Below are 21941 nucleotides of genomic sequence, written 5' to 3' on the forward strand. Positions count from 1 at the left end.
GTCGAGATTCAGATCGAATGGGTTCATTCCTTATTAGCGAAGGGTCTCTAAGAGCCGGCTTGCAGAGAGTGATGGGCACTTCAAGTGATGGGTTACCCGCAGTTACGCCGTGAACCAGAGATCCGGTTGGGGGAAGACATAATGGACACTGGCCAGCTTCACAGACCGAAACCACAGCTATTTGGTTACGGCTTGTAATCGGATTGCTCACGGTGGGGCTGCGAGCAACTTTTCTTTGGCTGATGCTTTGTGGTGCATGGTAAAGTTAGCGTCCCGGGCCCCCAAAAGGAGATTTTTCAATGAAGAAGAGATTTGCTCTTGTTCTTTTCTTGGTGTGTACATGGGGCGAGTTCCCTGCCCATGCGCAGATTGTCGCCGCTGCCGCTGGAGTTGACGCTGATGACTTTGCTTACACCGGAGATAAGGGGCCTGGATTCTGGGCTGAACTGCATGACAAACATGGGAAGGATTTTTTGGCGTGTGCTCCGTCGCCCTCTGCGCGGCAGTCTCCAATAGACATCAACACGGTGGTGGAAGACCCGGGGCTTGGGCCTCTGGAGGTCAGATTTGTTCAAGCACCGTTTGTTATGAAGAACCTGGGGTATACGATTCAGGCCACTCCTGCGTTTGGAAGTTCGTTGACGTTAGATGGGCGCAGTTACTCGCTCCTCCAATTTCACTTTCATACTCTTTCAGAACATACGGTGGCGGGCAGGCACGGTGTGATGGAGTTGCACCTTGTCTTCAAGCACTCGGACGCCGACTTTGCTGTAATTGGAGTGCTGTACAGGGTTGGGAGGCCGAACGCTTTCCTGAAGACTTTGATTGAGGCCGGTTTGCCTGAAAAGACGACGTCTCCCGACGTTGCGGTGATGCCAGATCTGGAGAAGGCTTTGACTGACGCATCACAATATTTCACTTACCCCGGCTCACTTACGACGCCGCCGTGCAGCCCCGTAGTGACGTGGCTGGTCTTGAAGCAATGGGCGGAGCTGTCGCCGGAACAGTTTGAGGCGTTCCGCAAGATTCTTGGCAATGATTTCCGCCCACTACAAAACCCGAATAGTCGGGTGGTGCATGCGACGGTGAGGCGATGGCCTTTTGACGCGGTCCAGCCATCAACCACTCCTTAGGACCACACTACTCGACGGGGAGTTTGGCGTTGTAGCCATCGCGGGCGATAACGGAGTACTTTTGCGGCTTGCCTTTTTCATCCTGCATGCGGAGGGGGTGGCCTTCGTTGTCGACGAGGAGGACCTTGACCTTGCGGTAGCTGCCGTCGTTCTTGTTGTTGGAGGGGCGGTAGGTGAGGATGTACTCGTTGCGGATGGACTGGTTGATCTGGCCGAAGATGTCGGGGAGCTCGCCCTGAAAGATGGGGGCGAAGCTGAGGCCGCCGGTCATTCTCGCAAAGGTCTGTAGTTGGTTCTGGGCCTGGAGGTAGTCGAGTTCGCGGGGACCACCGCCGCCGCGGAGCTCGTTCAACATGGCGCCGGTGCTGATGGTGAATATGGTGACGTTCTGGCTGGCTTTGACCTTGGCGAGGATCTTGTCGAGGGTGAGCTTGGAGAAGGTGTCGCGGCCGGAGCCGATGAGGATGATGTACTTGCGGCCTTCGATGCGGCTGGTGCGGTCGAGGGTCTCGTAGAGGGCGTCGAACATGTCGGTGTCGGAGAAGCCGGGGATCATGAGGGACTGGAGGGACTGGGCGATGAGGTCTTTGTTGTTGGTGAAGTCGGTGAGGATGTGGGTGCGGAGGTCGTAGGTGATGACGGCGATGTAGTCGTCGGGGCGCAGGGAGCGGAAGAAGTAGTAGGAGGCGTTCCGCATGTCGTTGATGAGGTAGTAGCTGTTGGCAGCGAACTCCAGCAGCATGACGGCGGTGATGGGTGTCTGGGTGGTGCGGACGCTGGTGATGGTCTGGGGAACGCCGTCCTCGAGGATGAGGAAGTTGTTAGCCTTGAGGCCGGGGACGAATTGATGAGTCTTGTCGAGGATGACACTGGCATCGATGTTGACGATGGGGACGTCGACGCGGAGGGAGAAGGTCTCGTTGTCGGGATTTTTGACTTTGGGGGCGACGGGCGCTGGGGGCGGCGGGGGCTCGTCGGCTTCCTTCTTTTTCTTGAGGATGATCGTACCGTTGTCGGTGTCGGGGCCGGCGTCGTCGGGGGTGGGCTTGGTCTGCTGGGGCGGGTTTTGCGCGGGCGCTTCCTGCGCCCGGGCGGGCGGAAGGGTTAGGACGAGGTAGCAGAAGAGAAGAAGGAAGATGCGAGCCCTGAGAAGGATAGTCATCATCTGAAACTTTACTCCGAATGTTGGACGGGTTCTAAGTTCAATTGTGAGTGGAGTGTGTGTCCTGCCGGACGGGCCTCCTGCGCGGAGGGCGGTCACTTCGTGACTTGTGTACCGCTTCGCTTGGTGCTCCCGTTGGTCGCAGGATAGTTTGTGCAACGGCTCGGGTTTCCCTAGTAGTCTGTAGACGTGATGGATGGGGTAAAGACTCGGTTGTGCATGGCTGGCCTGATGGCGGGCTGGGTGTTGGGAAGTTCTGCGTTGTTGGGTGGGCCCTGGGCGGCAGGACAGGCTGTGAGTGGGACGGGCGGCTGGACCGCGGTGGCTGCGCCTTCGGTAGCTCCGGCGGTGACTCAGTTTTTCCCTCTGGCTGAGGTAAGGCGGGGGATGCGCGGGGTGGCTTATACGGTGTTTGAAGGGGTGAACCCGGAGCCGATGCAGGTGGAGATTCTTGGGCTGTTGAAGGATGCGCTGGGGCCGGGGCAGGACATGATTCTGGCTCGGTTGCACGGGGATAAGCCGGAGTACACGGGCGTGGTGGCGGGGATGAGCGGGAGCCCGGTGTATATCGATGGGCGGCTGGTGGGGGCGCTGAGTTATCGGATTGGGCAGTTCAGCAAGGAGCCGATTGCGGGGATTACACCGATCGAGTCGATGCTGCAGGTGCGGGATGAGGATGGCGCAGCGGCGGGGATGAAGCTGGCCGGAGTGAAGCTGCCTGAGGTAAGCAGAGAGTTTGAGGGACAGCCTGAGATGCGAGCGATGGAGACTCCGCTGGTGATGGGCGGGTTCAGCCAGGAGACGGTGGAGCGGTTTGGGGATCGTTTCCGGGCGATGGGATTGACGCCGGTGGTGGGGCTGGGTGGGGCGGACTCTGCCGCGGTGCAGCCGGAGCCGCTGGTGCCGGGGAGTGCGGTGAGCGCGGTGCTGGTGCGGGGGGATCTGTCGATGGCGGGGACCTGCACGGTGACGTATGTGGACCCGAAGAGGCTGCTGGCTTGTGGGCATCCGATTACACAGTATGGACCGGTGGATATGCCGATGACCAAGGCTACGGTGCTGGCTTCGCTTGCTTCTCCGCTGAACGCGTTCAAGATTATTAATACGACGGAGACGGTGGGGGCGTTTACCGAGGATCGCGCTTCGGCGATTATGGGCCGGTTCGGGGTGGAGGCGCGGATGATTCCGGTTGAGGTGGAGGTGGTTCCTCCTCCGGTGGAGAAAGGAGTGCCGGCGAAGGCTGTGTCCGTTAAGACGAGAACGCTGCGCTTTGAGGTGTTGGATAATCGGCAGCTGACGCCTTCTGCGATGCTGGTTTCGGTTTATCAATGTATGCAGACGAATAATACGGCGGCGGAAGAGTTGAGCTATCGGCTGTCGGGCGAGATTGATTTGAAGGGACAGCCGCCGGTTGCGATGCAGGGGTTGATGGCACAGAACGAGCTGAATCCGGCTACGATCAACGCCGCTCTACTCGTGAATGACAGGTTTAGCAAGGTGTATGGGAATGCGCTGGATCAGCCGGTGGTGACGGGAGTGAAGTTGAGGGTGGAGGCGATTCCGGCGAGGATGTCGGCCGTGCTGGAGTCGGCGCGTTTGAGCAGGATGGAGGCTCGGGCGGGGGATGAGATTGAGGTGGAGGCGATGGTGCATCCTTATCAGGGTGAGGCGCGGATGGTGCGGGTGAAGGTGAGGGTGCCGAAGGATGTGAGCGCGGGTCCGATGCGGGTGGTGGTCAGCGACGGCGCTACGGTGGATCGGCTGACGACGAAGGCAGGGGCGGAGCGGTCGGTGGGGCTGGCCGATACGGTGTCGGCGTTGAACAGGATTCATGAGAATGATCGGGTTTACGTGACGCTGTTGAATCACTCAGCACAGGCAGTGCTGGAAGGCGAGGCTCTGACGGAAGTCCCGTTGTCGATGGCTAATGTGTTTGAGCCGTTGAAGGAGGCGCAGAAGATGCAACTGACCGGAGAGAGTGTTGTTACGGGGGGATCGGTGGAGGCCGGATATGCTGTCAGCGGATACCAGGTGCTGAACCTGGTGGTGCGGTAGGGCCTGCGGGGCCACCCTAATAAGTGTTGAAGCAAGTGTTGTTACAAGATTGTTGCGAGCTGGTGCGATTAGCGGGTGGATGATTTTTTGCTCTGGGTGGTGTTGTAGCATCAATGGGTAGGTAGCATCAAAGGGTCAGGCGCGGCGGATATGTTCTGCGCCAAAAGGGAATGATTTCGAATGAGTGAAATACATGGTCTCGCTGTGCATGCGGCCGGCGCACATTTACTAGCCTACAAATTTGATCCGGGCGAGCTGCAGGCGAATGAGGTTGAGGTAAAGGTCTCGCATTGTGGCGTATGTCACAGCGATGTGCACCTGATCGATAACGATTGGGGGATCAGTAAGTATCCGTTTATTCCGGGCCATGAGATTGTGGGATCAGTGGTGGGGGTGGGCTCGGCGGTAAAGGACCGCGTAATGGGCGAGCGTGTGGGAATTGGATGGCAGGCGGATAGCTGCGGGATCTGCGAGTGGTGCCGGCAGGGCCAGGAACAGCTGTGTGCGAAGGCGCAACCAACGTGCGTGGGACGCAATGGCGGGTTTGCGGACAAGGTTCGGGTGAACTCGCGGTTTGCGGTTCCGTTGCCTGCGACGCTGGAGAGCGAGAATGCGGCACCGCTGCTTTGCGCTGGAATTACGGTGTACGCTCCGTTGAGGAACTATGAGGTGCGTCCGTCGTCGCGTGTGGGTGTGATTGGGATTGGTGGCCTGGGGCATCTTGGGGTGCAGTTTGCGAGGGCCTTTGGCGCGGAGGTGACGGCGTTTTCGACCTCGAAGGATAAAGAGGCCGAGGCGAAGCAGTTAGGTGCGCATCATTTTGTGAATACGCGCGATACGGGAGCGTTGAAGAAGGTTGCCGGATCGTTTGATCTGCTGCTTTCGACGGTGAGCGCGGACCAGGAGTGGCAGGCTTATGTGAATGCGCTGCGACCGAAGGGGACTCTTTGCGTTGTTGGGGCGCCGCCATCTCCGATGCCGATTCTGGGTGGATCGCTGATTACTCATCAGAAAGCTGTTGCGGGGAGCAATACCGGGAGTCCACAGGAGATAAGCGAGATGCTGGACGTGGCGGCTCGTCACGGGGTGAAGGCGATTACGGAGCGGTTTGCGATGGCCAAGGCGAACGATGCGGTGACCAAAGTGAAGAAGAATCAGGTTCGGTATCGAGCGGTGCTGACGAACTAGCAGTTATCAGGTAGTCGATAGCTTCTAGTCGCCTCCGTTCTTCATGGTCGAAGTCCAGTGGCTGGTTCGGTCTTCGATCTTTTCTCGTGCCTGGTCTTTCCAAAATGATTCGAGGCCGGACATCTCGAGCATTCGGTGGGCGTAGTCTAGATCGAACTTCAGGTACATGCAGCGGTTGATTGCGGGGATCGAGCCTTCAGGGTTTAGCCGTTCTTCGATCAGCCATAAGTCGCCTGAGTGAAGTGTGCCGGGTTCGAGGACGCGCAGATAAAAGCCTGTGCGATTTTCTCGAATCGTCAGCTTCACCCAGTCGGGGCGTCCGATTCGTCGCGCGAGATTGGCGCAGGGGACGCGCGGACCGCTGACTTGAACGAGCGCAGTGCCCAGACGCACCTGGTCGCCTACGCAGACCTGATCTTCGGTGATGCCGTCGAGGGTGAGATTTTCGCCGACATTCCCGGCTTCGAGGTTCATGTGGTATTGGGTGTTCCAGAAGGCGTAGTGATCCGCCAAATGGACGCAGATCGCTGCGCCCGGACCTCCGTGATAGGGCTGGGCGACCTTGTCTTCGGCGAGTCCCTGAAGGGAGACCGGTACCGGGCCATCCACGCGATTGCGAAAGATGGAGGAAGTCCAAGTTCCGCGTTCATCGGTGATGGATCTGGGCTGGCCGGTGAAGACTGCCTGGATGGTGGCGGGTTTCGTCACGTGATCGATTTTAGGCTGACGCTGTGAATGCGTCGACCCACGTCGTTCGGGAATGGCGGAGATACTTTAGACTCAGGGTGATGATGCGACGAGTGTTAGTTACGGGATTAGTAGTGTCTTCCCTGCTGTCTGGGTGGGCGAGCGCGCAGGGCACGAAGCTGTGGAGCGTGGAACGCTACGACGAGATGGAAAAGGGCAATGCGGAGGGGATGGCGATCCGCAGCGATGGACGGCTGGAGGCGGGGCCGGCGACTTCGTTGATGTATGAGACGGGAAAGAGCTATGCGTGGGCGCTGGCGAACGATGGGGCGGGGAACGGCTATGTGGGGCTGGGTGGGACGGCGGCGGGGTCGGCTGTGGTGATGAAGGTGACGCCGGAGGGTAAGGCTGCGGAGATCTTTGCGGGGAAAGAGCTGGCGGTGCAGGCGGTTCGCGTGGCGGCCGATGGAAGTGTGCTGGCGGCGACTTCGCCGGATGGGAAGGTGTATCGGATTCCTGCGGGTGGGGGGGCGGCTGCGGTGATATTTGATCCTTCGAATACGGAGGATAAACCGAAGTATCTCTGGGATCTGGCGGTGGGTAAAGGCGGCGAGGTGTATGTGGCTGCTGGTGCTCCGGCGGTGGTGTACCGGGTGGCCGCGGGTGGCGGGAAGGCGGAGGTTTTGTTCAGGACGGCGGATCAGCATATTCGGTGTCTGTTGCTGGCGGCGGATGGGACGTTGTGGGCTGGGTCGGATGGTGCGGGCGTAGTGTACCGGTTTGCGACGGGGACGGCGGGGGCGAAGCCGTTTGCTGCTTACGCTGCGGGGCGGCGGGAGATTACGGCGCTGGCGATAGATGCGGCGGGAGATGTCTATGCGGCGGGAGTTGGTACGAAGGGACGCTCGACGCTGCCGCCGTTGCCGATGACGGGAGGTGTGGGGGTGACGATTACGTTTGTGCAGCCGGGGTCGTCGACGGCGGCCGGTGCGAATACGCTGGTGCCGGATGGGTCGGAGATTTACAAGATAGGGGTGGATGGTGCCCCGCAGAAGCTGCTGACGTTGAAAGATGATGTGGTGTATGCGCTGGCGGTTCGGGGTGGGAACTTGCTTGCTGCTACAGGAAATCGTGGGCGGGTGTACCGCGTCGATACCAACGGTAGTGGGCGCTTTAGTGATGTGGCGCATCTGGAGGCGTCGCAGGCGATGGCGTTTGCTGCGGTGAAGGATGGGCTGCTGGTGGCGACGAGTAATAGCGGGAAGGTATTTCGGCTGGGGGATGCGGTTGCGCCTGCGGCGACTTACACGAGTGATGTCTTCGATGCGCAGAGTTTTTCGCAGTGGGGACGCGCGGAGGTTCGATCCGGCGGGGCTGCCGGGTTCGATCTGTTTGTGCGGAGTGGAAATGTGGAGAGCCCGGTGATGGGGTGGAGCGAGTGGGTTCGGGTTGGCGCGGATGGGAGATTTGCGGTTCCGCCGGGACGATTTGTGCAATGGAAGTCGGTGCTGCACAGGGGCGGATCGGTGGATGCGGTGGGGTTGAACTATCTGCAGCGGAATCTGGCTCCAGTGGTGGATGAGGTGGTGGTGCAACCAGGGGCGCGGGTGACGCCGGTGGCTCCGGTTGCGGGCAGCGCTACGGTGCAGGTGGCCTTCCCTGCTGCTGCGGGTGCTACGCCTGCGGTGAATTTTTCTACGGATGCGAATGCTGCTCCGCTGATGGCGCAGAAGGATAAGACGGCGGTGACGGTGCGGTGGATGGCGCATGACGACAACGGCGATGAATTGATGTTTGCGGTGTGGTATCGCGGGGTGGGTGAGGCGAACTGGCGGTTACTGAAGGACAAGATCTCGGAGAGGGTTTACAGCTTCGACTCTGCGCTGCTGCCTGATGGGAGTTACGAAATGAAGGTGGTGGCGAGCGATGCTCCGGTGCATACGGATGCGGAGGCGTTGACGGGGGAGCGCGCGAGCGAGGTGTTTGTGGTGGATACGACACCGCCGGTGCCTGGGGTTTTGACGGCGACGAAACAGATTTTGTTCGAGCAAAGCGGTCCGAACAAAGCTGCCTCGACATTCATTCATGCAACGTTGGAGGTGCGAGATGCTACTTCGCCGATTGCGCATGCGGAGTATTCGATTGACGCAGGGCCTTGGCAGTATCTGGAGCCGGTGGGGAAGGTGTCGGATTCTCTAACGGAGCGGTATGACTTTACGGTGGCGGTGCCTGCCGCGACTGCTCCGGTAAGTGATGCGAAGGAGCATGTGCTGGCGGTGAGGGTGTATGACCGGTATGAGAACGTCGCCGCGGTGAAGGCGGTGGTGCGGTAATGGCGCTGCGGGACTGGTTCCCGAAGTACAGGCAGGATGTGGTGCTGCTGGCGGTGGACCTGGTGGGGACGTTTGTGTTTGCCGTGGAGGGGGCGCTGGCGGGGATTCGCGGCGAGCTGGATCTGCTGGGGCTGCTGGTGGTGTCGTTTGTGACGGCGTTGGGTGGCGGGACGGTGAGGGATCTGCTGATTGGTGCGGTGCCACCGAACAGCATTCGCGACTGGCGATATGGAGCGACGGCGTTTGCGGGTGGTGGTGCGGTGTTTTGTTTTTATCAGTCGTTTCAGCATGTGCCGCAACAGTTGTTGATTACCCTCGATGCGGCGGGGTTGGCGCTGTTTGCAATGGCGGGTGCCGCGAAGGCGCTGGAGTTTGGGATCAATCCGATGATTGCGGTGCTGATGGGTGTGTTGACTGGTGTTGGTGGTGGGACGATTCGCGATGTGCTGATGACGCGGGTGCCGGGAATTTTGAATACGGATATCTATGCTTCGGCTGCGCTGGCGGGTGCGGTGGTGATGGTGATTGGGCTGGCTTTGAAGGTGCCGCGGACGATTGCGATGACAGTGGGTGGGGTTTGTTGCTTTGTGCTGCGAATGGTGGCGGTGGCGCGGCATTGGAATCTACCTAAGGTGATCGCGCATTAAGGCTGCTTGTCCTGCCGGACGGACCGCCTGCGCGGCGCGCGGTCACTTCGTGACTTGTATACCTTGTTGGGGCGGGTGTAGGGCGTGGTGCCTCGCGTTGCTCGGCTGTGCGGATAGTAAGCTGGAGTTCGATGCGATTTGAATTTTTTATTGCGGCGCGTTATCTGCGGGCGAAGCGGCGGCAGGCGGTGGTAGGGGTGATCACGGCTATCTCGGTGATCGGCGTAGCGGCGGGCGTGGCTTCGCTGATTATCGCGCTGGCGATTACGAATGGTATGCGTCGGGATCTGCAGGAGCGGCTGGTGGGGTCGACCTCGCATGTGGACCTGATGCGAGTGGCGGGGGATGGGATACGGGACTGGCGGCCGCTGCTGGCGCGGCTTCGCGGCGTGCCGCATGTGGTGGCGGCGGCTCCGGGATTGTATGGGCAGGTGCTGATCTCGAAGGGTGCGAGGAGCGGCGGCGGATTGGTGAAGGGCGTGATCCCGAAGGATGAGAAGACGGTGGGGGATCTGCTGCAGAGTGTAGTGCAGGGTTCGGCTGCGGCGTTGGAGCCAGAGAGCAGCGAGTCAGCGAGTCAGCAGATCAGCTTGCCGAGTGCTCGGGCGATTCCGCCGATTGTGATTGGGCAGGATATGGCGGAGTCTCTGGGGGCGAAGGTAGGGGATGGGGTGCTGGTGACGAGTCCGCAAGGGGAGTTGACGCCGCTGGGGCTGGTGCCGAAGTATGAGCGGTTTCAGGTGGCGGGGATCTTCAAGTCGGGGTTTTATCAGTATGACTCGAGCTACGCGTTTCTGCGGTTGGCGGATGCGCAGAGGTTATTTAGTGAGCCGGACCTGATCTCGGTGATCAGCTTCAAGGTGGATGATCTTTATCATGCGGATCGCGTGGGAAGGGCGATTGAAGATGCGGCGGGCAAGGGATTTCAGACGACGAACTGGATGGAGCAGAATCGTGAGTTGTTTCGCGCGTTGAAGCTGGAGCAGGTGGTGACGTTTATTGTGCTGGCTCTGATTGTCTGCGTGGCTGCGCTGAATATTCTGATTGCGTTGACGATGATGGTCATGGAGAAGACGCGGGATATCGCGGTGCTGATGAGCTTCGGAGTGAGTGGGGCGCAGGTAAGACGAATTTTTTTGATGCAGGGATTGTTGATCTCTGTGATTGGGACGGTGCTGGGGTTGGTTCTTGGGTATGGACTGAGCTGGCTGGGTGGGCACTACCGGTTTATTCGGCTCGATGCGGCGGTCTATTCGATTGATTATCTGCCGTTCGCGCCGCGGGTTGTGGATGCGGTGATTGTGGCGGCTGTCTCGTTGGGGGTGAGTCTGATTGCTACGATCTATCCAAGTGGAAGCGCGGCGAAGGTGCTGCCGGCGGAGGCTTTGCGATATGAGTAATCCTAGATTGAAGTATGGGCAGTTGGCGCCGGAGGGTTTGGCGAAGATGACTGCGCTGGAACATTACTTGAATACGGAGGCTGGGCTCGAGGCTTCGTTGCTGGGGTTGGTAAGGCTCAAGGTTTCGTTGATGAATGGGTGTGAGTATTGCATTCATCTGCATACGGCGGAGTTGAAGAAGCTGAATGAGACGGCGGAGCGAGTAGCGGGGGTTGGCGATTGGCGCGGGTCGGAGGCTTATACGAAACGGGAGCGGGCGGCACTCGCCTGGGCGGAGGCGGTAACGAATATTCAGGATGGCCATGCTCCGGATGCAATGTATGACGAGGTAAGGGCGCACTTCAGCGAGGTCGAAACGGTGAATCTGACGCTGGTGATTACGACCATCAATGCGTGGAACCGGATGGCGATCTCGTTGGGAAAGTATCCGGGGCATGACGGTGCGAAGGTCGTCGGCGGAGAGATACATGGCTGAATGGCAAAAATGCGGGGGTCTCTCCACTGCGTCGCGCGATGAGGCCGCGCAACTCCGGTCGAGATGACGCTTCTATTGGAGATCGCTTCTATATTGGGAAACGTTTCGTTTGGGTTGGGGAATGCTTCGTTGGGGGATGGATGGATGAGGTGAAGGGTTGATGGATCCGAATGAAGGGGATGTCCGGTTCGAGAATGAAGGAACGCTGGAGCCACTGCCGGTGGTGCGGGAGCGGACGGTGGTGATGCGGGCGGTTGGGCTGACGAAGATCTATGCGGCTGTCGCGATAAAGACCGGTGCAGCGCGGCCGGCGCTGGAGTTGTTTCGCGGGCTGGATCTGAAGGTGCACGCGGGCGAGATGATAGCGATTGTGGGGGAGAGCGGCGCGGGGAAGAGTTCCCTGCTGCATCTGCTGGCGGCTCTGGATACGCCGACGGCTGGAGAGGTTTGGTGCGGGGATGCTCGGTTGAGCTCGTTTACTCCGAAGCAGGCGGCGGAGTTTCGCAATCGTGATGTGGGATATGTGTGGCAGTTTCATTATTTACTTCCGGAGTTTTCTGCGCTGGAGAATGCTGCGATGCCGCTACTGGCTCGTGGGATGAGGCACGCGGAGGCGCTGGACAGGGCGCAGTTCTGGCTGGCGGAGGTGGGGCTGGGGGATCGGGCGGAGCATCGCTCGGGGGAGTTGAGCGGGGGGGAGCAGCAGAGGGTGAGCCTGGCGCGGGCGCTGGTGACGGAGCCGAGGCTGCTGCTGGCCGATGAGCCGACGGGCGATCTGGATGGGAAGACGGCGGAGGCGGTGTTCAGTTTGATTCAGCGCTTGCATGAGGCGCATGGGCTGACGAGTGTGCTGGTGACGCATAATCTTGAGTTTGCGGAGCGGTGCGATCGGGTGCTGAAGTTGCGGGAGGGGCGGCTGGTGGATGGACGGGCGGCGGAGAGTGTGCGGGATTGAAGAGCGATCGCAGACTCGAAGGTTGATTTGCAGCTATATCTGCGAGAGGTGATTTAGCTTCTAGTTTTTTGGGGGAACAGAGTTCGGGTGGGATAGCGCTCTGTCGGTTCGTGATCTTACGACGCTTCAGCGAGTTGCAATCCTGCTTCTTCCCTGTTGGCAGATCATCCAATCAAGAGAAGGAACCACAGTTCCGAGAGGTGCACCTAATTTGGTGCTGGTTTTGCACAGGGCGCGTCTAAAAGAGTGCTAAGTTATGCATAACTTTCGAGGGATTTCGAATATTTTGCGGGGACGACTACACTAGGAAGTAGTGGGATGGATGCTTCAGAGGTTGAAGTAGCCTGATTTGTCTCCGGGAGTGAGCGGCACGGAGATGGTTGTAGGGACCAACGGCGCTATGCGGCCTTCGGGCTAAATGGTGGTCGGCTTGAAGGGGATATATGTTCGAACGCTATACGGAGAAGGCGCGGCGGGTGATCTTTTTTGCCCGCTATGAGGCCAGTCAGTTTGGGTCGCCTTACATCGAGACTGAGCACCTGCTGCTCGGTTTGTTGCGTGAGGACAAGGCATTGACGAACCGCTTTTTGCGGTCGCACGCGTCGGTGGAGTCGATACGCAAACAGATTGAAGGCCATACGACGATTCGGGAGAAGGTATCGACTTCGGTTGATCTGCCGCTTTCGAACGAGTGCAAGCGGGTGCTTGCGTACGCGGCTGAAGAAGCAGAGCGGCTTTCGCATAAACATATCGGGACTGAGCATCTGCTGCTGGGATTGCTGCGCGAAGAGAAGTGCTTCGCGGCGGAGATTCTGCAGGAGCGAGGGTTGCGGCTGCCGGCGATTCGCGAAGAGCTGCAGCGGACGACGCAGGAGAAGGCTCCTTCCACGAGCGGCAGCAAAGGACAGCGCGGCGAGCAGAGTATGCTGGCGGAGTTTTCGCGGGACCTGACGCAGTCGGCGATGGATCAGCAGCTTGATCCGCTGGTTGGCAGGGACAGCGAGGTGGATCGGGTGATCCAGATTCTGTGCCGGCGCACAAAGAATAATCCGGTGCTGATTGGCGAGCCTGGCGTGGGTAAGACGGCAATTGTCGAAGGACTGGCGCAGAAGATCGCTGATGGCGAGGTGCCAAGTTTCCTGGCCGACAAGCGCGTGCTGGCGCTGGATCTTTCGCTAATCGTTGCGGGAACGAAGTATCGCGGGCAGTTTGAAGAGCGGCTAAAGACGATCATGAAAGAGCTGATGGAGAATCAGAACTCGATCGTGTTCATCGACGAGTTGCATACACTGGTGGGCGCTGGGTCGGCCGAGGGGTCGCTCGATGCTGCCAATATCCTCAAGCCTGCTCTGTCTCGCGGCGAGATTCAGTGCATTGGCGCGACCACACCTGCGGAGTACCGCAAGTCGATTGAGAAGGATCGTTCTTTGGAGCGGCGTTTTCAGGCAGTAAAGGTGCCTCCGCCGAACGAGGAAGACGCGATCAAGATCATTATGGGGATCAAGGAAAAGTACGAGAAGTTCCATGCAGTGAGCTATACCGACGACGCGATTACGTTCTCGGTGTCGCACTCCAGCCGTTATATTCCTGACCGGTTCCTTCCGGACAAGGCGATCGACTTGATCGATGAGGCGGGGGCGCGGGTGAAGCTGCGGCAGACCTCGATGCCTGAGGAGTTGACCGAAGTACAGAAGCGGATCAAGTTCATCGTGCACAGGATGGAGAACGCGATTGCGAATCATGAGTTCGAGAAGGCTCGGTTCTACTCGGATGAGGAGCGCAAGGAGCGGGAGAATCTGCGGGCGCTGCGGGACAAGTATCACCTGGATGACTCTTCGGCGGGCATTGTGACGCGTGGAGATATCGAGGATGTGGTTAGCCGCTGGACGGGCGTGCCGATTACTTCACTGAAGGAAGAGGAGACGCAGCGGTTGCTGCGAGTTGAGGAAGAGCTGCACAAGCGCGTGATCTCGCAGGATAAGGCGATCTCGGCGCTGGCGCGGGCGATTCGACGATCGCGTGCTGGATTGAAGAATCCGGCTCGACCAATCGGAAGCTTCCTGTTCCTTGGACCTACCGGCGTAGGTAAGACGGAGATGGCGCGGACGCTCGCGCAGTTCCTGTTTGGGAGCGAGAAGGCGCTGATCCGCTTCGATATGTCGGAGTTCATGGAGAAGCACTCGGTGAGCAAGTTGATTGGTTCGCCTCCGGGATATGTGGGCTACGAAGAGGGAGGCCAGTTGACGGAGCGCGTGAAGCGGAATCCGTACTGCGTGGTGCTGCTCGATGAGATCGAGAAGGCTCATCCCGATGTGTTCAATCTGCTTCTGCAGGTATTTGAAGACGGGCAGCTGACGGATGGGCTGGGCAATACAGTCGATTACAAGAACTGCATCATCATCATGACTTCGAACATTGGGGCTAAACATCTGCAAAAGCGGCAGGGGCTGGGCTTCCAAAGCGAGAAGGAAGACATGGTCATGGACAAGATGGAAGAGTTGGTTCGGGGCGAGGTCAAACGGACTTTCAACCCGGAGTTCCTGAATCGCCTGGACGAGATCATCATCTTCACGTCGCTCTCGGATGCGGACCTGATGCAGATTCTCGAGCTGCTGGTGCAGCAGTTGAATGTGAACCTGGTGCATAAGGCGATCACTATCTCTGTGGCCGACGATGCGAAGAAGTGGATCATCGAGAAGACGGCTTCGGACCGCAGCTATGGGGCGCGGCCTCTGCGTCGGGCGCTGCAGCGGTTTGTTGAGGATCCTCTGTCGGAGGCGCTGATCGGCGGCGGGATCGTCGAGCGTCCTGCGTTCCTCGAGGTGTACATGGAGAACAACAAGCTGTACTACCGTCCGATCTCCGCTGATGGCGAAGAGAAGATGGCTGGGCTTGAACTGACTACTGTTTAGTGCGCTGTTAGTATGTATACAAAACGCCTCGGCTATTCGCCGGGGCGTTTTATTTTTTTGGAACGTACTGGGGAAGAACGGACAACAGCAAAGGCGAGATACAGGGGTTTCTCTACTGCGCTGTCACGATGAGGCCGTGAACAGCTTTGATCGAAATGACGGTGTTTTTTTTGAGGATGAAAGAACAGACAACGCGCAACGCGAACATCCCGAGGGAGGCCGGGATGTTCGCGTTTCAGAGAAGGCAGATTGGTGTTGGTACAGAAAATCCAGACCTGTAGGGAGGAAGAAGATCAGACCCGCAGCGTTAGACGGCGAGGGCTAGCAACAATAGGGAGGCTAAACCAGCGATTGCGCAGTCTTGACAGCACTGTTTACGACGTCGCCTGCCTTGTCGATGGCGTAGTCCACCTGGCCTTTGCTGCGCTTGATAGCCTTCTGGGTTTCGTCGCTGAGACGCTCGGCCTGGGTTTTGAGGTAGTTACCTGCGTCCTCAAGATAATCGCCTGCGTCCTCGGCTCTTTTGCGAAGCTGTTTGCGCGTCTTGACTCCTGTTTGCGGAGCGTAGAGGAGAGCAATTGCCGCTCCTGCGCTGACGCCGATGCCGAAGGCAAACCAGTAGTTTTTTGCACTCATTCGAAGTTACCTCGTGCGAAATTTCGCTTCTTTGAAATAAGATTCAGCGGAGCGACAATTGGTTGGTTTTTTCTTTGGCATGGCGAAGGTTTTGAAGCAGTTAGAGGGAATCTTCTGAGGTAATGGCGAGGCGGTTCCCCCGTTTTTCCATGCTGCGCAGCGGTCAGCAACCGCAGGCTACAGTGAGGAAGAGGATACCGATGAAAGACGTTGTGATCGCACTTGTTTTTCTTGCCATGATCGTCGGGCCGGGTTTTTTTGCTATAGATGTGTTCGGGGAGAAGAAGCAGTTTTAGACGGCGAGTCCGGCCAGTTCCCTTGCCCGCAAAAAGATGCGCGTGAACATGACCCGGTTGAGGCGGCCGGTGTTGGTGTTACGCAGGGACGGATGGTAGGTGGCGAGCAGACTGAGGTCATTGGGAAGGAGATACTCTGCGCCGTGGGAGAAGCGATAGTCCGATTTGCGAGCGATGACGCCGGTTTGCAGGAGGAAGGCCATGTATCCGTCGAAGGCTATCTTTCCGAGGCAGACCACAACGCGTACGCGAGGGAGTGCTTGAATCTCCTGGGCGAGGTGGGTACCGCAGTTGCGAATCTCCTGAGGGAGCGGCTTGTCGCCGGGCGGGGCGCAGCGGACGACGGAGGCAATCCAGGCATGACGAAGCTTGAGGCCATCGTCGCGGGTGACGGCGCGGGGTTTGCTGGCGAGGCCGAGCTCGTGAAGGACGGGGTACATGAAGTCGCCTGAGCCGTCGCCGGTGAAGGGGCGGCCGGTACGGTTGGCTCCATGGGCGCCGGGGGCGAGGCCAAGGATTAGGATGCGGGCGCGGGGGTCGCCGAAGCCGGGGACTGGACGGGACCAGTAGGTCTGATCAAGATAGGCGCGGCGTTTGGTCTCGCCGATGCCGCGGCAGTAGTCGCGAAGCCGAGGGCAACGTTCGCAGGTGATGATGGTTTCGCGAATCTGCTGCAGGAGGGGGGACGTACTTTGTAGGTTGGCCGGCGTCACTGCTCTCCATGATAGTGGGTGGGAGACGGCGGGGAGATTGGCGCGTCAAACAACTGAGTAGAATGATGTTCGTATATCACAGAGGGAATAGGCGGTAAGTTGGAAGATCCAAGATTGAGCAGGATGTACTGGGCGCTTCTAAAGCAGTGGGCGGCGCGGCGGCGCAGAAGTATCTGGCATGCCGCGGTAATGCGCTCCGGCCTGCTGACAGTGCTGCTACTGGCCCTGCTGATTGCGGGTCTGGCGTTTGGCTGGCGGACCCACAGGCTGGGACAGTTTGCGCTGCTGAAGAAGCAGCTTCGGGCCAAGCCAAAGCAGGATATCGTCTTTCGTCCGGGTGGTCAGGATGTGATCACGCTGCAGCGCACGCAGATGGTGGGCGGGGGCGGGCCTGAGTTTCTGTCGACGACGTTGATGCCCGGGCGCGGGATGAATATGCTACAGATCTCGGCCTATCTTCCGAACAAAGGCGAGGTAAATCTGCTGGCTTCGCCGCCGCTGGAGACGGCAGCAGAGCAGCTGAGCGGCACTGGGGCGGATGCCATGGGGACAAAGAGCCTGGCGATGGGCGCGGCGATTGAGGCTCCCTGGGCTGGCCGGATCTATGGGACGCGGACCCCGGATGGTGGACTGACGGCGATGTGGCGCGGCGTTCATTTGAACCTGCCGACGGGGGTGAAGGATAGCTATGGGCTCGACGGCGCGGTTGCAGCGGGCGGTTTGCTGCTGAAGGAGCCGTCGACTGCGGTGCACACCAACATCATGCCGGATGGAGGAGAGGCAACTGCGACGTTTCGTCCCAGGGATTTCGATGGCCACTGGCTCTCGCAGACCGAGATCGATACGACTGTGGTGTTGAGCGGCAGGGTGATTGAGATGAAGATCGTCGCCCATAATATCGGCGATACTGCGGAGCCGATCGGTATTGGCTGGCATCCTCGGTTTGCGATTCTGAGCGGGCATCGCGGGCAGATATCGCTGCGGTTGCCGGAGGGCCTTCGCGCGGAGGTGAAGGATCGTCGCACGGGTGAGTTGAGTGGAAAACTGCTGCCGGTGACCGGGACCGAGTATGACTTTACCGGGCGGGAGGGGGCCCAGCTGGGTGCTCTGAACCTTGACGACAGCTTTGTGGAGCTGAAGCGCGGCATGATGGCAGATGGGCCTGTGGCGGAGCTGCGCGATCCGGAGAGCGGATACGGGCTGCGGATTACGGCAACCTCGCCTACCATCAAGGCTTTGCGGGTGTATGCCCCGCTGGATGGCTCGTATCTTTCGATTGAGCCGCAGTTCAACTACGACGATCCCTTCGGGCATGAGTGGGCGAAGGGGGAGGATACCGGGATGGTCGTGCTGCAGCCAGGCGAGTCTACGCAATGGAGAGTCAGGCTGGAGATATTTTCCTTAGACTCGGGCCAGCCGGAACGTTTTTAGGGTAGTTTTTTGAGGCTCTGAAGTTGTGTAGCAGGGTTTGCGGAGAGCCTGTGAAGACAGGTGTGGGTGCAGGCGACGGTGGCTGGTTTGACCCCCTCGTACCGGGACTCGTACAGTAGAGAAAGAGGCGTGGATCGCGCTCGTCAGGATAGCGGCGGCGGCGCGGCATACACAGACGCACTTTGGAAGGCATGGAATTGACCCCGACCGAGATGACAGAGACCAATGAAACTGCAGAGCTGCAGCCAGAAGTAGCGACAACGCAAGATCATGAGCATCATGACCACGCTCACGACCATCACGATCATGAGCACACCCATCAGCATGCGCCCGCGCTTAACCCGGAGCTGACCCGGGAGATTGACGTCGAGGTTGGCGCTGACGAAGTATCGAAGAGCTTCAAGACCGTAGTGAAGCGATACCAGAAGCTGGCGAGGATTCCTGGCTTTCGCGCGGGAAAGGTGCCTGAGACGCTGGTGCGCTCGAAGTTTGCGAAGGAGGTTCGGCAGGAGGTTCTGGAGAGCCTGGTGTCAGAGCGCTTCCGTAAGGCAATTGATGAGCAGAAGCTGCGTCCGGTATCGGAGCCGCAGTTGCTGGATCTGCAGTTGTTCGACGGCCAGCCGTTGAAGTTCAAGGCTGCGTTTGAAGTTGCGCCGGAGATCGACGTTGCCGGCTATGACAGCGTCTCGGTGACCAAGCCCGAGGCTTCGCTGACCGATGAGGAGTACGACGCCGAGTTGGCCCGCGTGCTGGATGGCCACGCTACCGTCGAGCCGGTGGAAGAGGATCGTCCGCTGGTCGATGGCGACTGGGCGGAGATCCAGTTTCGCGGCGAGGTGAAGGACCTGGCGCAGACGGTGACCGAGGATGGCGTGCAGAGCGTCTCGAACAGCGAGCCGATTACGGGCGAGGATGTGCTGATCGAGATTGGCGGAAAGAATACGCTGGCTGCCTTCAACGAATCGCTGCGTGGAGCGAAACCTGGCCAGGAACTGAAGTTCGAGGTGGACTATCCGGCGGACTTCGGCGAGCGGCGGCTTGCCGGGCAGACTGTGAGCTACGACGTGACCGTGAAGGGCATCAAGCACAAGAGCTATCCGGAGCGGGATGCGGAGTTCGCCAAGCAGCTGGGCAACTACGAGAGCTGGGAGGAGTTCGAGAGCAAACTGCGCGAGCATGCTTCGGATCGTAAGAAGAACGCGCTCGAGAACGCCGCGAAGGACAAGATGCTCGGTGAGTTTGTCGAGAAGTTCCAGTTCCCTGTTCCCGAGGCGTTCGTGCAGCAGCAGGTCGAGGCGCGGCTGGATCGCGGTCTGCGGGCGCTGGCGCAACAGGGCATGAAGGTTGAGGACATGCGCAAGCTGGACTTTCAGCAGCTGCGTGCCTCGCAGCGCGACCTGGCGGTGAACGAGGTGAAGGTTTCGATGATCCTCGATCGCATCGCCGAGGTGGAGGGCGTCACGTTGAGTGAAGAGGATCTGGAGCGCGAGTTGTTGTTGCTCTCGATTCAGTCGCGTGAGCCGCTGGAGACGCTTCGTGACAGGCTGTCGAACGATGGCGGGCTGGACCGGATTCGCGAGCAGATGCGGCGCGAGAAGACTGGAAGCGTGCTCTACGAGAAGCTGGCTTCGTAGATATAAAAAACAAAACAGAGGATTCTGTTTAAAGATTTCTTAGAAAGAGAGCGTTATGGGACTAGTACCGATGGTGATCGAGCAGACGAGCCGGGGCGAACGCGCCTACGACATTTACAGCCGTCTGCTGCGGGACAACATCATTTTTCTGGGCACGCCGATCGATGACAACATCGCCAATGTGATCATTGCGCAGATGCTGTTTTTGAGCCAGGAAGACCCGGAGAAGGATATTCAGCTTTACATCAACTCGCCGGGCGGATCGATCACGGCCGGACTGGCGATCTACGACACGATGCAATACCTCAAGAACGATGTGGTGACGTTCTGCATTGGGCAGGCTGCCAGCATGGGCGCGTTTCTGTTGATGGCGGGCAAGAAGGGCAAGCGATTTGCTCTGCCGAACTCGCGCATCCTGATCCACCAGCCGTCGATGGGCGGGCTGAGCGGACAGGCTACCGATATCGACATCCATGCACGGGAGATTCTGCGCATTCGCGAGATCACGAACAAGCTGATGAGCGCCAGCACGGGCCAGACGCTGGAGCGGATCGAGCGGGATGTGGAGCGCGACTTCATCATGACGGCCGCGCAGTCGAAGGAGTATGGGATCATCGACGACATCATCGATCGGCCCCGCACCTAGTTACCGCGGTGCTATTGGAAGAGCCCGGGCACTGGTTCGGGCTCTTTCGCATATGACCATTTCGGGGTACTCCGGTGCCCTTCGAACCATGCTTTGTAAGTTGAATCGGGTGTAAACTTACAGCAGGACTTTGTTGTGCGCACGACTCAGGAGTAGTCGCATCTATGAAAACTTCACGGGGCTCAGACGAATCTCTTCGTTGTTCTTTCTGCCATAAATCGCAGGACGCAGTTGCCAAGCTGATCTCATCGCCTTCGGACTATCCAAGGGCGTATATCTGCGATGAGTGCGTGGCGGTTTGCAACTCGATTCTGGAAGACGACCGCACCGAGACCCAGCCTGGCGCTGCACCGGCTCACCTGCCTAAGCCGCAAGAGGTAAAGGCTTTTCTAGATGAGTATGTGATCGGGCAGGACCAGACGAAGAAGAAGCTCGCCGTGGCGGTTTATAACCACTACAAGCGGATTCAGATGAACAAGACGCGCGGCAACGATGTGGAGCTGGCGAAGTCGAATATTCTGCTGGTGGGACCGACGGGTTCAGGCAAGACGCTGCTGGCGCAGACGATGGCGAAGATGCTTGACGTGCCGTTTGCGATTGTGGATGCTACGACGCTGACCGAGGCCGGGTACGTGGGCGAGGATGTTGAGAATATCATTCTGAAGCTTCTACAGGCTGCAGATGGCGATGTGCAGCGCGCGCAGAGCGGGATTATCTACATCGACGAGATTGACAAGATTGGGCGCAAGGATGAGAACCCCTCGATTACGCGTGATGTTTCAGGTGAGGGCGTGCAACAGGCGTTGTTGAAGCTGCTGGAAGGTACTGTTGCGAATGTGCCACCACAGGGTGGGCGGAAGCATCCGCACCAGGAGTTTACTGCTGTTGATACAACGAACATCCTCTTTATCTGCGGCGGCGCCTTTGTCGGGCTGGAGAAGGTGATCGGGCGGCGAATTGGCAAGAAGGCGCTTGGGTTCAAGGCGATTGCCGATCCGGATGCGAAGGATGGCGATGTGACGCCGATTCGGGCACAGCGGGACGCGGAGTTGCTGCGTCAGGCGGAGCCTCAGGATCTGCTTAAGTATGGATTGATTCCCGAGTTTGTTGGACGACTGCCGGTGTTGGGGATTCTCGATGAGTTGGATGAGGTGGCCCTGGTTGAGATTCTGACCAAGCCTCGCAATGCGATCTTGAAGCAGTACACGAAGCTTTTCGACTTTGAAGGTGTGAAGGTGACCTTCACGGATGAGGCTGCGCGGGAGATCGCTCGTGAGGCGCTGCAACGGAAGGTCGGAGCACGCGGTCTGCGGATGATTCTGGAAGAGCTGATGCTGGATCTGATGTACTACGTTCCAGGAAACAAGAAGGTCAAGGAACTTTCGATCACAGCGGAGATGGTGAAGAAGCACAGCCTTACGCTGCCGATGCTGCTGGAAAAAGCAGGTTAGGCATCAGTTTGTCGCACAGATTGTTTGAGGAGATGGAATTACTTTGATGTCAGTGGGTCGCAACGATATCGATTGTCGTTGCGATTGCTGCTTTAACAGCTGAGTATATTTTTCAATTCCCTGCCAGTTGTATTTGTGGAATACCTTTATGTCGCGCGAGGAATTACAATCACCTGAAGCCGCGACG

At 58.7% G+C, this 21941-nt stretch carries 17 protein-coding genes; 13 read left to right on the forward strand and 4 right to left on the reverse strand.

The genetic code is table 11. The annotated features are described in order from the left end of the window. The first annotated feature begins 299 nt into the window (after positions 1–299). A complete protein-coding gene (locus RBB75_RS19485) occupies positions 300–1133 on the forward strand; it encodes a carbonic anhydrase family protein (RefSeq protein WP_353069025.1) in 834 nt (277 codons plus the stop codon). A gap of 7 nt (positions 1134–1140) precedes the next feature. Here RBB75_RS19485 and RBB75_RS19490 read toward each other — a convergent pair whose 3' ends face one another. After that, a complete protein-coding gene (locus RBB75_RS19490) occupies positions 1141–2298 on the reverse strand; it encodes a VWA domain-containing protein (RefSeq protein ID WP_353069026.1) in 1158 nt (385 codons plus the stop codon). Between the two features lie 189 nt (positions 2299–2487). On the opposite strand from RBB75_RS19490, the gene RBB75_RS19495 reads away from it, so the two are divergent. Beyond that, positions 2488–4350 carry a SpoIVB peptidase S55 gene (locus RBB75_RS19495; protein ID WP_353069027.1) on the forward strand — a complete coding sequence of 621 codons (1863 nt, stop codon included), beginning with the start codon at positions 2488–2490 and terminating at the stop codon, positions 4348–4350. 180 nt (positions 4351–4530) lie between these two features. After that, positions 4531–5538, forward strand: coding sequence for an NAD(P)-dependent alcohol dehydrogenase (locus RBB75_RS19500; protein WP_353069028.1), 1008 nt, complete (start codon positions 4531–4533; stop codon positions 5536–5538). A gap of 24 nt (positions 5539–5562) precedes the next feature. Here the strand turns inward: RBB75_RS19500 and RBB75_RS19505 are convergent, their stop codons facing one another. Then, positions 5563–6246 carry an MOSC domain-containing protein gene (locus RBB75_RS19505; RefSeq protein ID WP_179638276.1) on the reverse strand — a complete coding sequence of 228 codons (684 nt, stop codon included), beginning with the start codon at positions 6244–6246 and terminating at the stop codon, positions 5563–5565. Between the two features lie 113 nt (positions 6247–6359). On the opposite strand from RBB75_RS19505, the gene RBB75_RS19510 reads away from it, so the two are divergent. The 6 genes from RBB75_RS19510 (at position 6360) to RBB75_RS19535 (ending at position 14947) form a co-directional block, all read left to right on the forward strand. Next, positions 6360–8558, forward strand: coding sequence for a hypothetical protein (locus RBB75_RS19510; protein WP_353069029.1), 2199 nt, complete (start codon positions 6360–6362; stop codon positions 8556–8558). Beyond that, entirely contained in the window at positions 8558–9205 is a 648-nt protein-coding gene (locus tag RBB75_RS19515) for a trimeric intracellular cation channel family protein (protein ID WP_179638277.1), read from the forward strand. The genes RBB75_RS19510 and RBB75_RS19515 overlap by 1 nt, the downstream gene beginning before the upstream one ends. Before the next feature lie 131 nt (positions 9206–9336). Next, positions 9337–10605, forward strand: a complete 1269-nt coding sequence (locus RBB75_RS19520; protein WP_179638278.1) for an FtsX-like permease family protein — start codon at positions 9337–9339, stop codon at positions 10603–10605. Continuing rightward, positions 10598–11080 carry a carboxymuconolactone decarboxylase family protein gene (locus tag RBB75_RS19525; RefSeq protein WP_179638279.1) on the forward strand — a complete coding sequence of 161 codons (483 nt, stop codon included), beginning with the start codon at positions 10598–10600 and terminating at the stop codon, positions 11078–11080. The genes RBB75_RS19520 and RBB75_RS19525 overlap by 8 nt, the downstream gene beginning before the upstream one ends. A gap of 157 nt (positions 11081–11237) precedes the next feature. Then, positions 11238–12035, forward strand: a complete 798-nt coding sequence (locus RBB75_RS19530; RefSeq protein WP_353069030.1) for an ABC transporter ATP-binding protein — start codon at positions 11238–11240, stop codon at positions 12033–12035. A gap of 443 nt (positions 12036–12478) precedes the next feature. Further along, positions 12479–14947 (forward strand): ATP-dependent Clp protease ATP-binding subunit, encoded by a 2469-nt coding sequence (locus RBB75_RS19535; protein WP_353069031.1) that lies wholly within the window; start codon positions 12479–12481, stop codon positions 14945–14947. A 339-nt stretch (positions 14948–15286) separates the two neighbouring features. Here RBB75_RS19535 and RBB75_RS19540 read toward each other — a convergent pair whose 3' ends face one another. Together RBB75_RS19540 and RBB75_RS19545 are read right to left on the reverse strand one after the other, a co-directional pair. Beyond that, positions 15287–15583 carry a YtxH domain-containing protein gene (locus RBB75_RS19540; protein ID WP_179638281.1) on the reverse strand — a complete coding sequence of 99 codons (297 nt, stop codon included), beginning with the start codon at positions 15581–15583 and terminating at the stop codon, positions 15287–15289. A gap of 292 nt (positions 15584–15875) precedes the next feature. Then, positions 15876–16592: a uracil-DNA glycosylase gene (locus RBB75_RS19545; RefSeq protein WP_353069032.1), complete on the reverse strand. Its 717-nt coding sequence runs from the start codon at positions 16590–16592 to the stop codon at positions 15876–15878. A gap of 123 nt (positions 16593–16715) precedes the next feature. Between RBB75_RS19545 and RBB75_RS19550 the strand changes: the two genes are divergently transcribed. From RBB75_RS19550 to clpX, 4 genes are all read left to right on the forward strand, one after another. Continuing rightward, positions 16716–18023 (forward strand): aldose 1-epimerase, encoded by a 1308-nt coding sequence (locus RBB75_RS19550; RefSeq protein ID WP_353070419.1) that lies wholly within the window; start codon positions 16716–16718, stop codon positions 18021–18023. A 191-nt stretch (positions 18024–18214) separates the two neighbouring features. After that, complete coding sequence (gene tig, locus RBB75_RS19555) at positions 18215–19657, forward strand: trigger factor (protein ID WP_353069033.1); 1443 nt, start codon at positions 18215–18217, stop codon at positions 19655–19657. A gap of 55 nt (positions 19658–19712) precedes the next feature. Further along, a complete protein-coding gene (clpP, locus tag RBB75_RS19560) occupies positions 19713–20303 on the forward strand; it encodes an ATP-dependent Clp endopeptidase proteolytic subunit ClpP (RefSeq protein WP_158792738.1) in 591 nt (196 codons plus the stop codon). 164 nt (positions 20304–20467) lie between these two features. Continuing rightward, positions 20468–21754: an ATP-dependent Clp protease ATP-binding subunit ClpX gene (gene clpX, locus RBB75_RS19565; protein WP_179638284.1), complete on the forward strand. Its 1287-nt coding sequence runs from the start codon at positions 20468–20470 to the stop codon at positions 21752–21754. Positions 21755–21941 lie beyond the last annotated feature (187 nt).

This window comes from Tunturibacter empetritectus, from assembly GCF_040358985.1.
GTDB classification, from domain to species: Bacteria; Acidobacteriota; Terriglobia; order Terriglobales; family Acidobacteriaceae; genus Edaphobacter; species Edaphobacter empetritectus.

Excerpts from the sequence above, each read along its gene's own strand:
- RBB75_RS19485 (WP_353069025.1), top strand. The coding sequence starts at position 300 with ATGAAGAAGAGATTTGCTCTTGTTCTTTTCTTGGTGTGTACATGGGGC.
- RBB75_RS19490 (WP_353069026.1), bottom strand. The coding sequence starts at position 2,298 with ATGATGACTATCCTTCTCAGGGCTCGCATCTTCCTTCTTCTCTTCTGC.
- RBB75_RS19495 (WP_353069027.1), top strand. The coding sequence starts at position 2,488 with ATGGATGGGGTAAAGACTCGGTTGTGCATGGCTGGCCTGATGGCGGGC.
- RBB75_RS19500 (WP_353069028.1), top strand. The coding sequence starts at position 4,531 with ATGAGTGAAATACATGGTCTCGCTGTGCATGCGGCCGGCGCACATTTA.
- RBB75_RS19515 (WP_179638277.1), top strand. The coding sequence starts at position 8,558 with ATGGCGCTGCGGGACTGGTTCCCGAAGTACAGGCAGGATGTGGTGCTG.
- RBB75_RS19520 (WP_179638278.1), top strand. The coding sequence starts at position 9,337 with ATGCGATTTGAATTTTTTATTGCGGCGCGTTATCTGCGGGCGAAGCGG.
- RBB75_RS19525 (WP_179638279.1), top strand. The coding sequence starts at position 10,598 with ATGAGTAATCCTAGATTGAAGTATGGGCAGTTGGCGCCGGAGGGTTTG.
- RBB75_RS19535 (WP_353069031.1), top strand. The coding sequence starts at position 12,479 with ATGTTCGAACGCTATACGGAGAAGGCGCGGCGGGTGATCTTTTTTGCC.
- RBB75_RS19540 (WP_179638281.1), bottom strand. The coding sequence starts at position 15,583 with ATGAGTGCAAAAAACTACTGGTTTGCCTTCGGCATCGGCGTCAGCGCA.
- RBB75_RS19550 (WP_353070419.1), top strand. The coding sequence starts at position 16,716 with ATGTACTGGGCGCTTCTAAAGCAGTGGGCGGCGCGGCGGCGCAGAAGT.
- tig (WP_353069033.1), top strand. The coding sequence starts at position 18,215 with ATGGAATTGACCCCGACCGAGATGACAGAGACCAATGAAACTGCAGAG.
- clpP (WP_158792738.1), top strand. The coding sequence starts at position 19,713 with ATGGGACTAGTACCGATGGTGATCGAGCAGACGAGCCGGGGCGAACGC.
- clpX (WP_179638284.1), top strand. The coding sequence starts at position 20,468 with ATGAAAACTTCACGGGGCTCAGACGAATCTCTTCGTTGTTCTTTCTGC.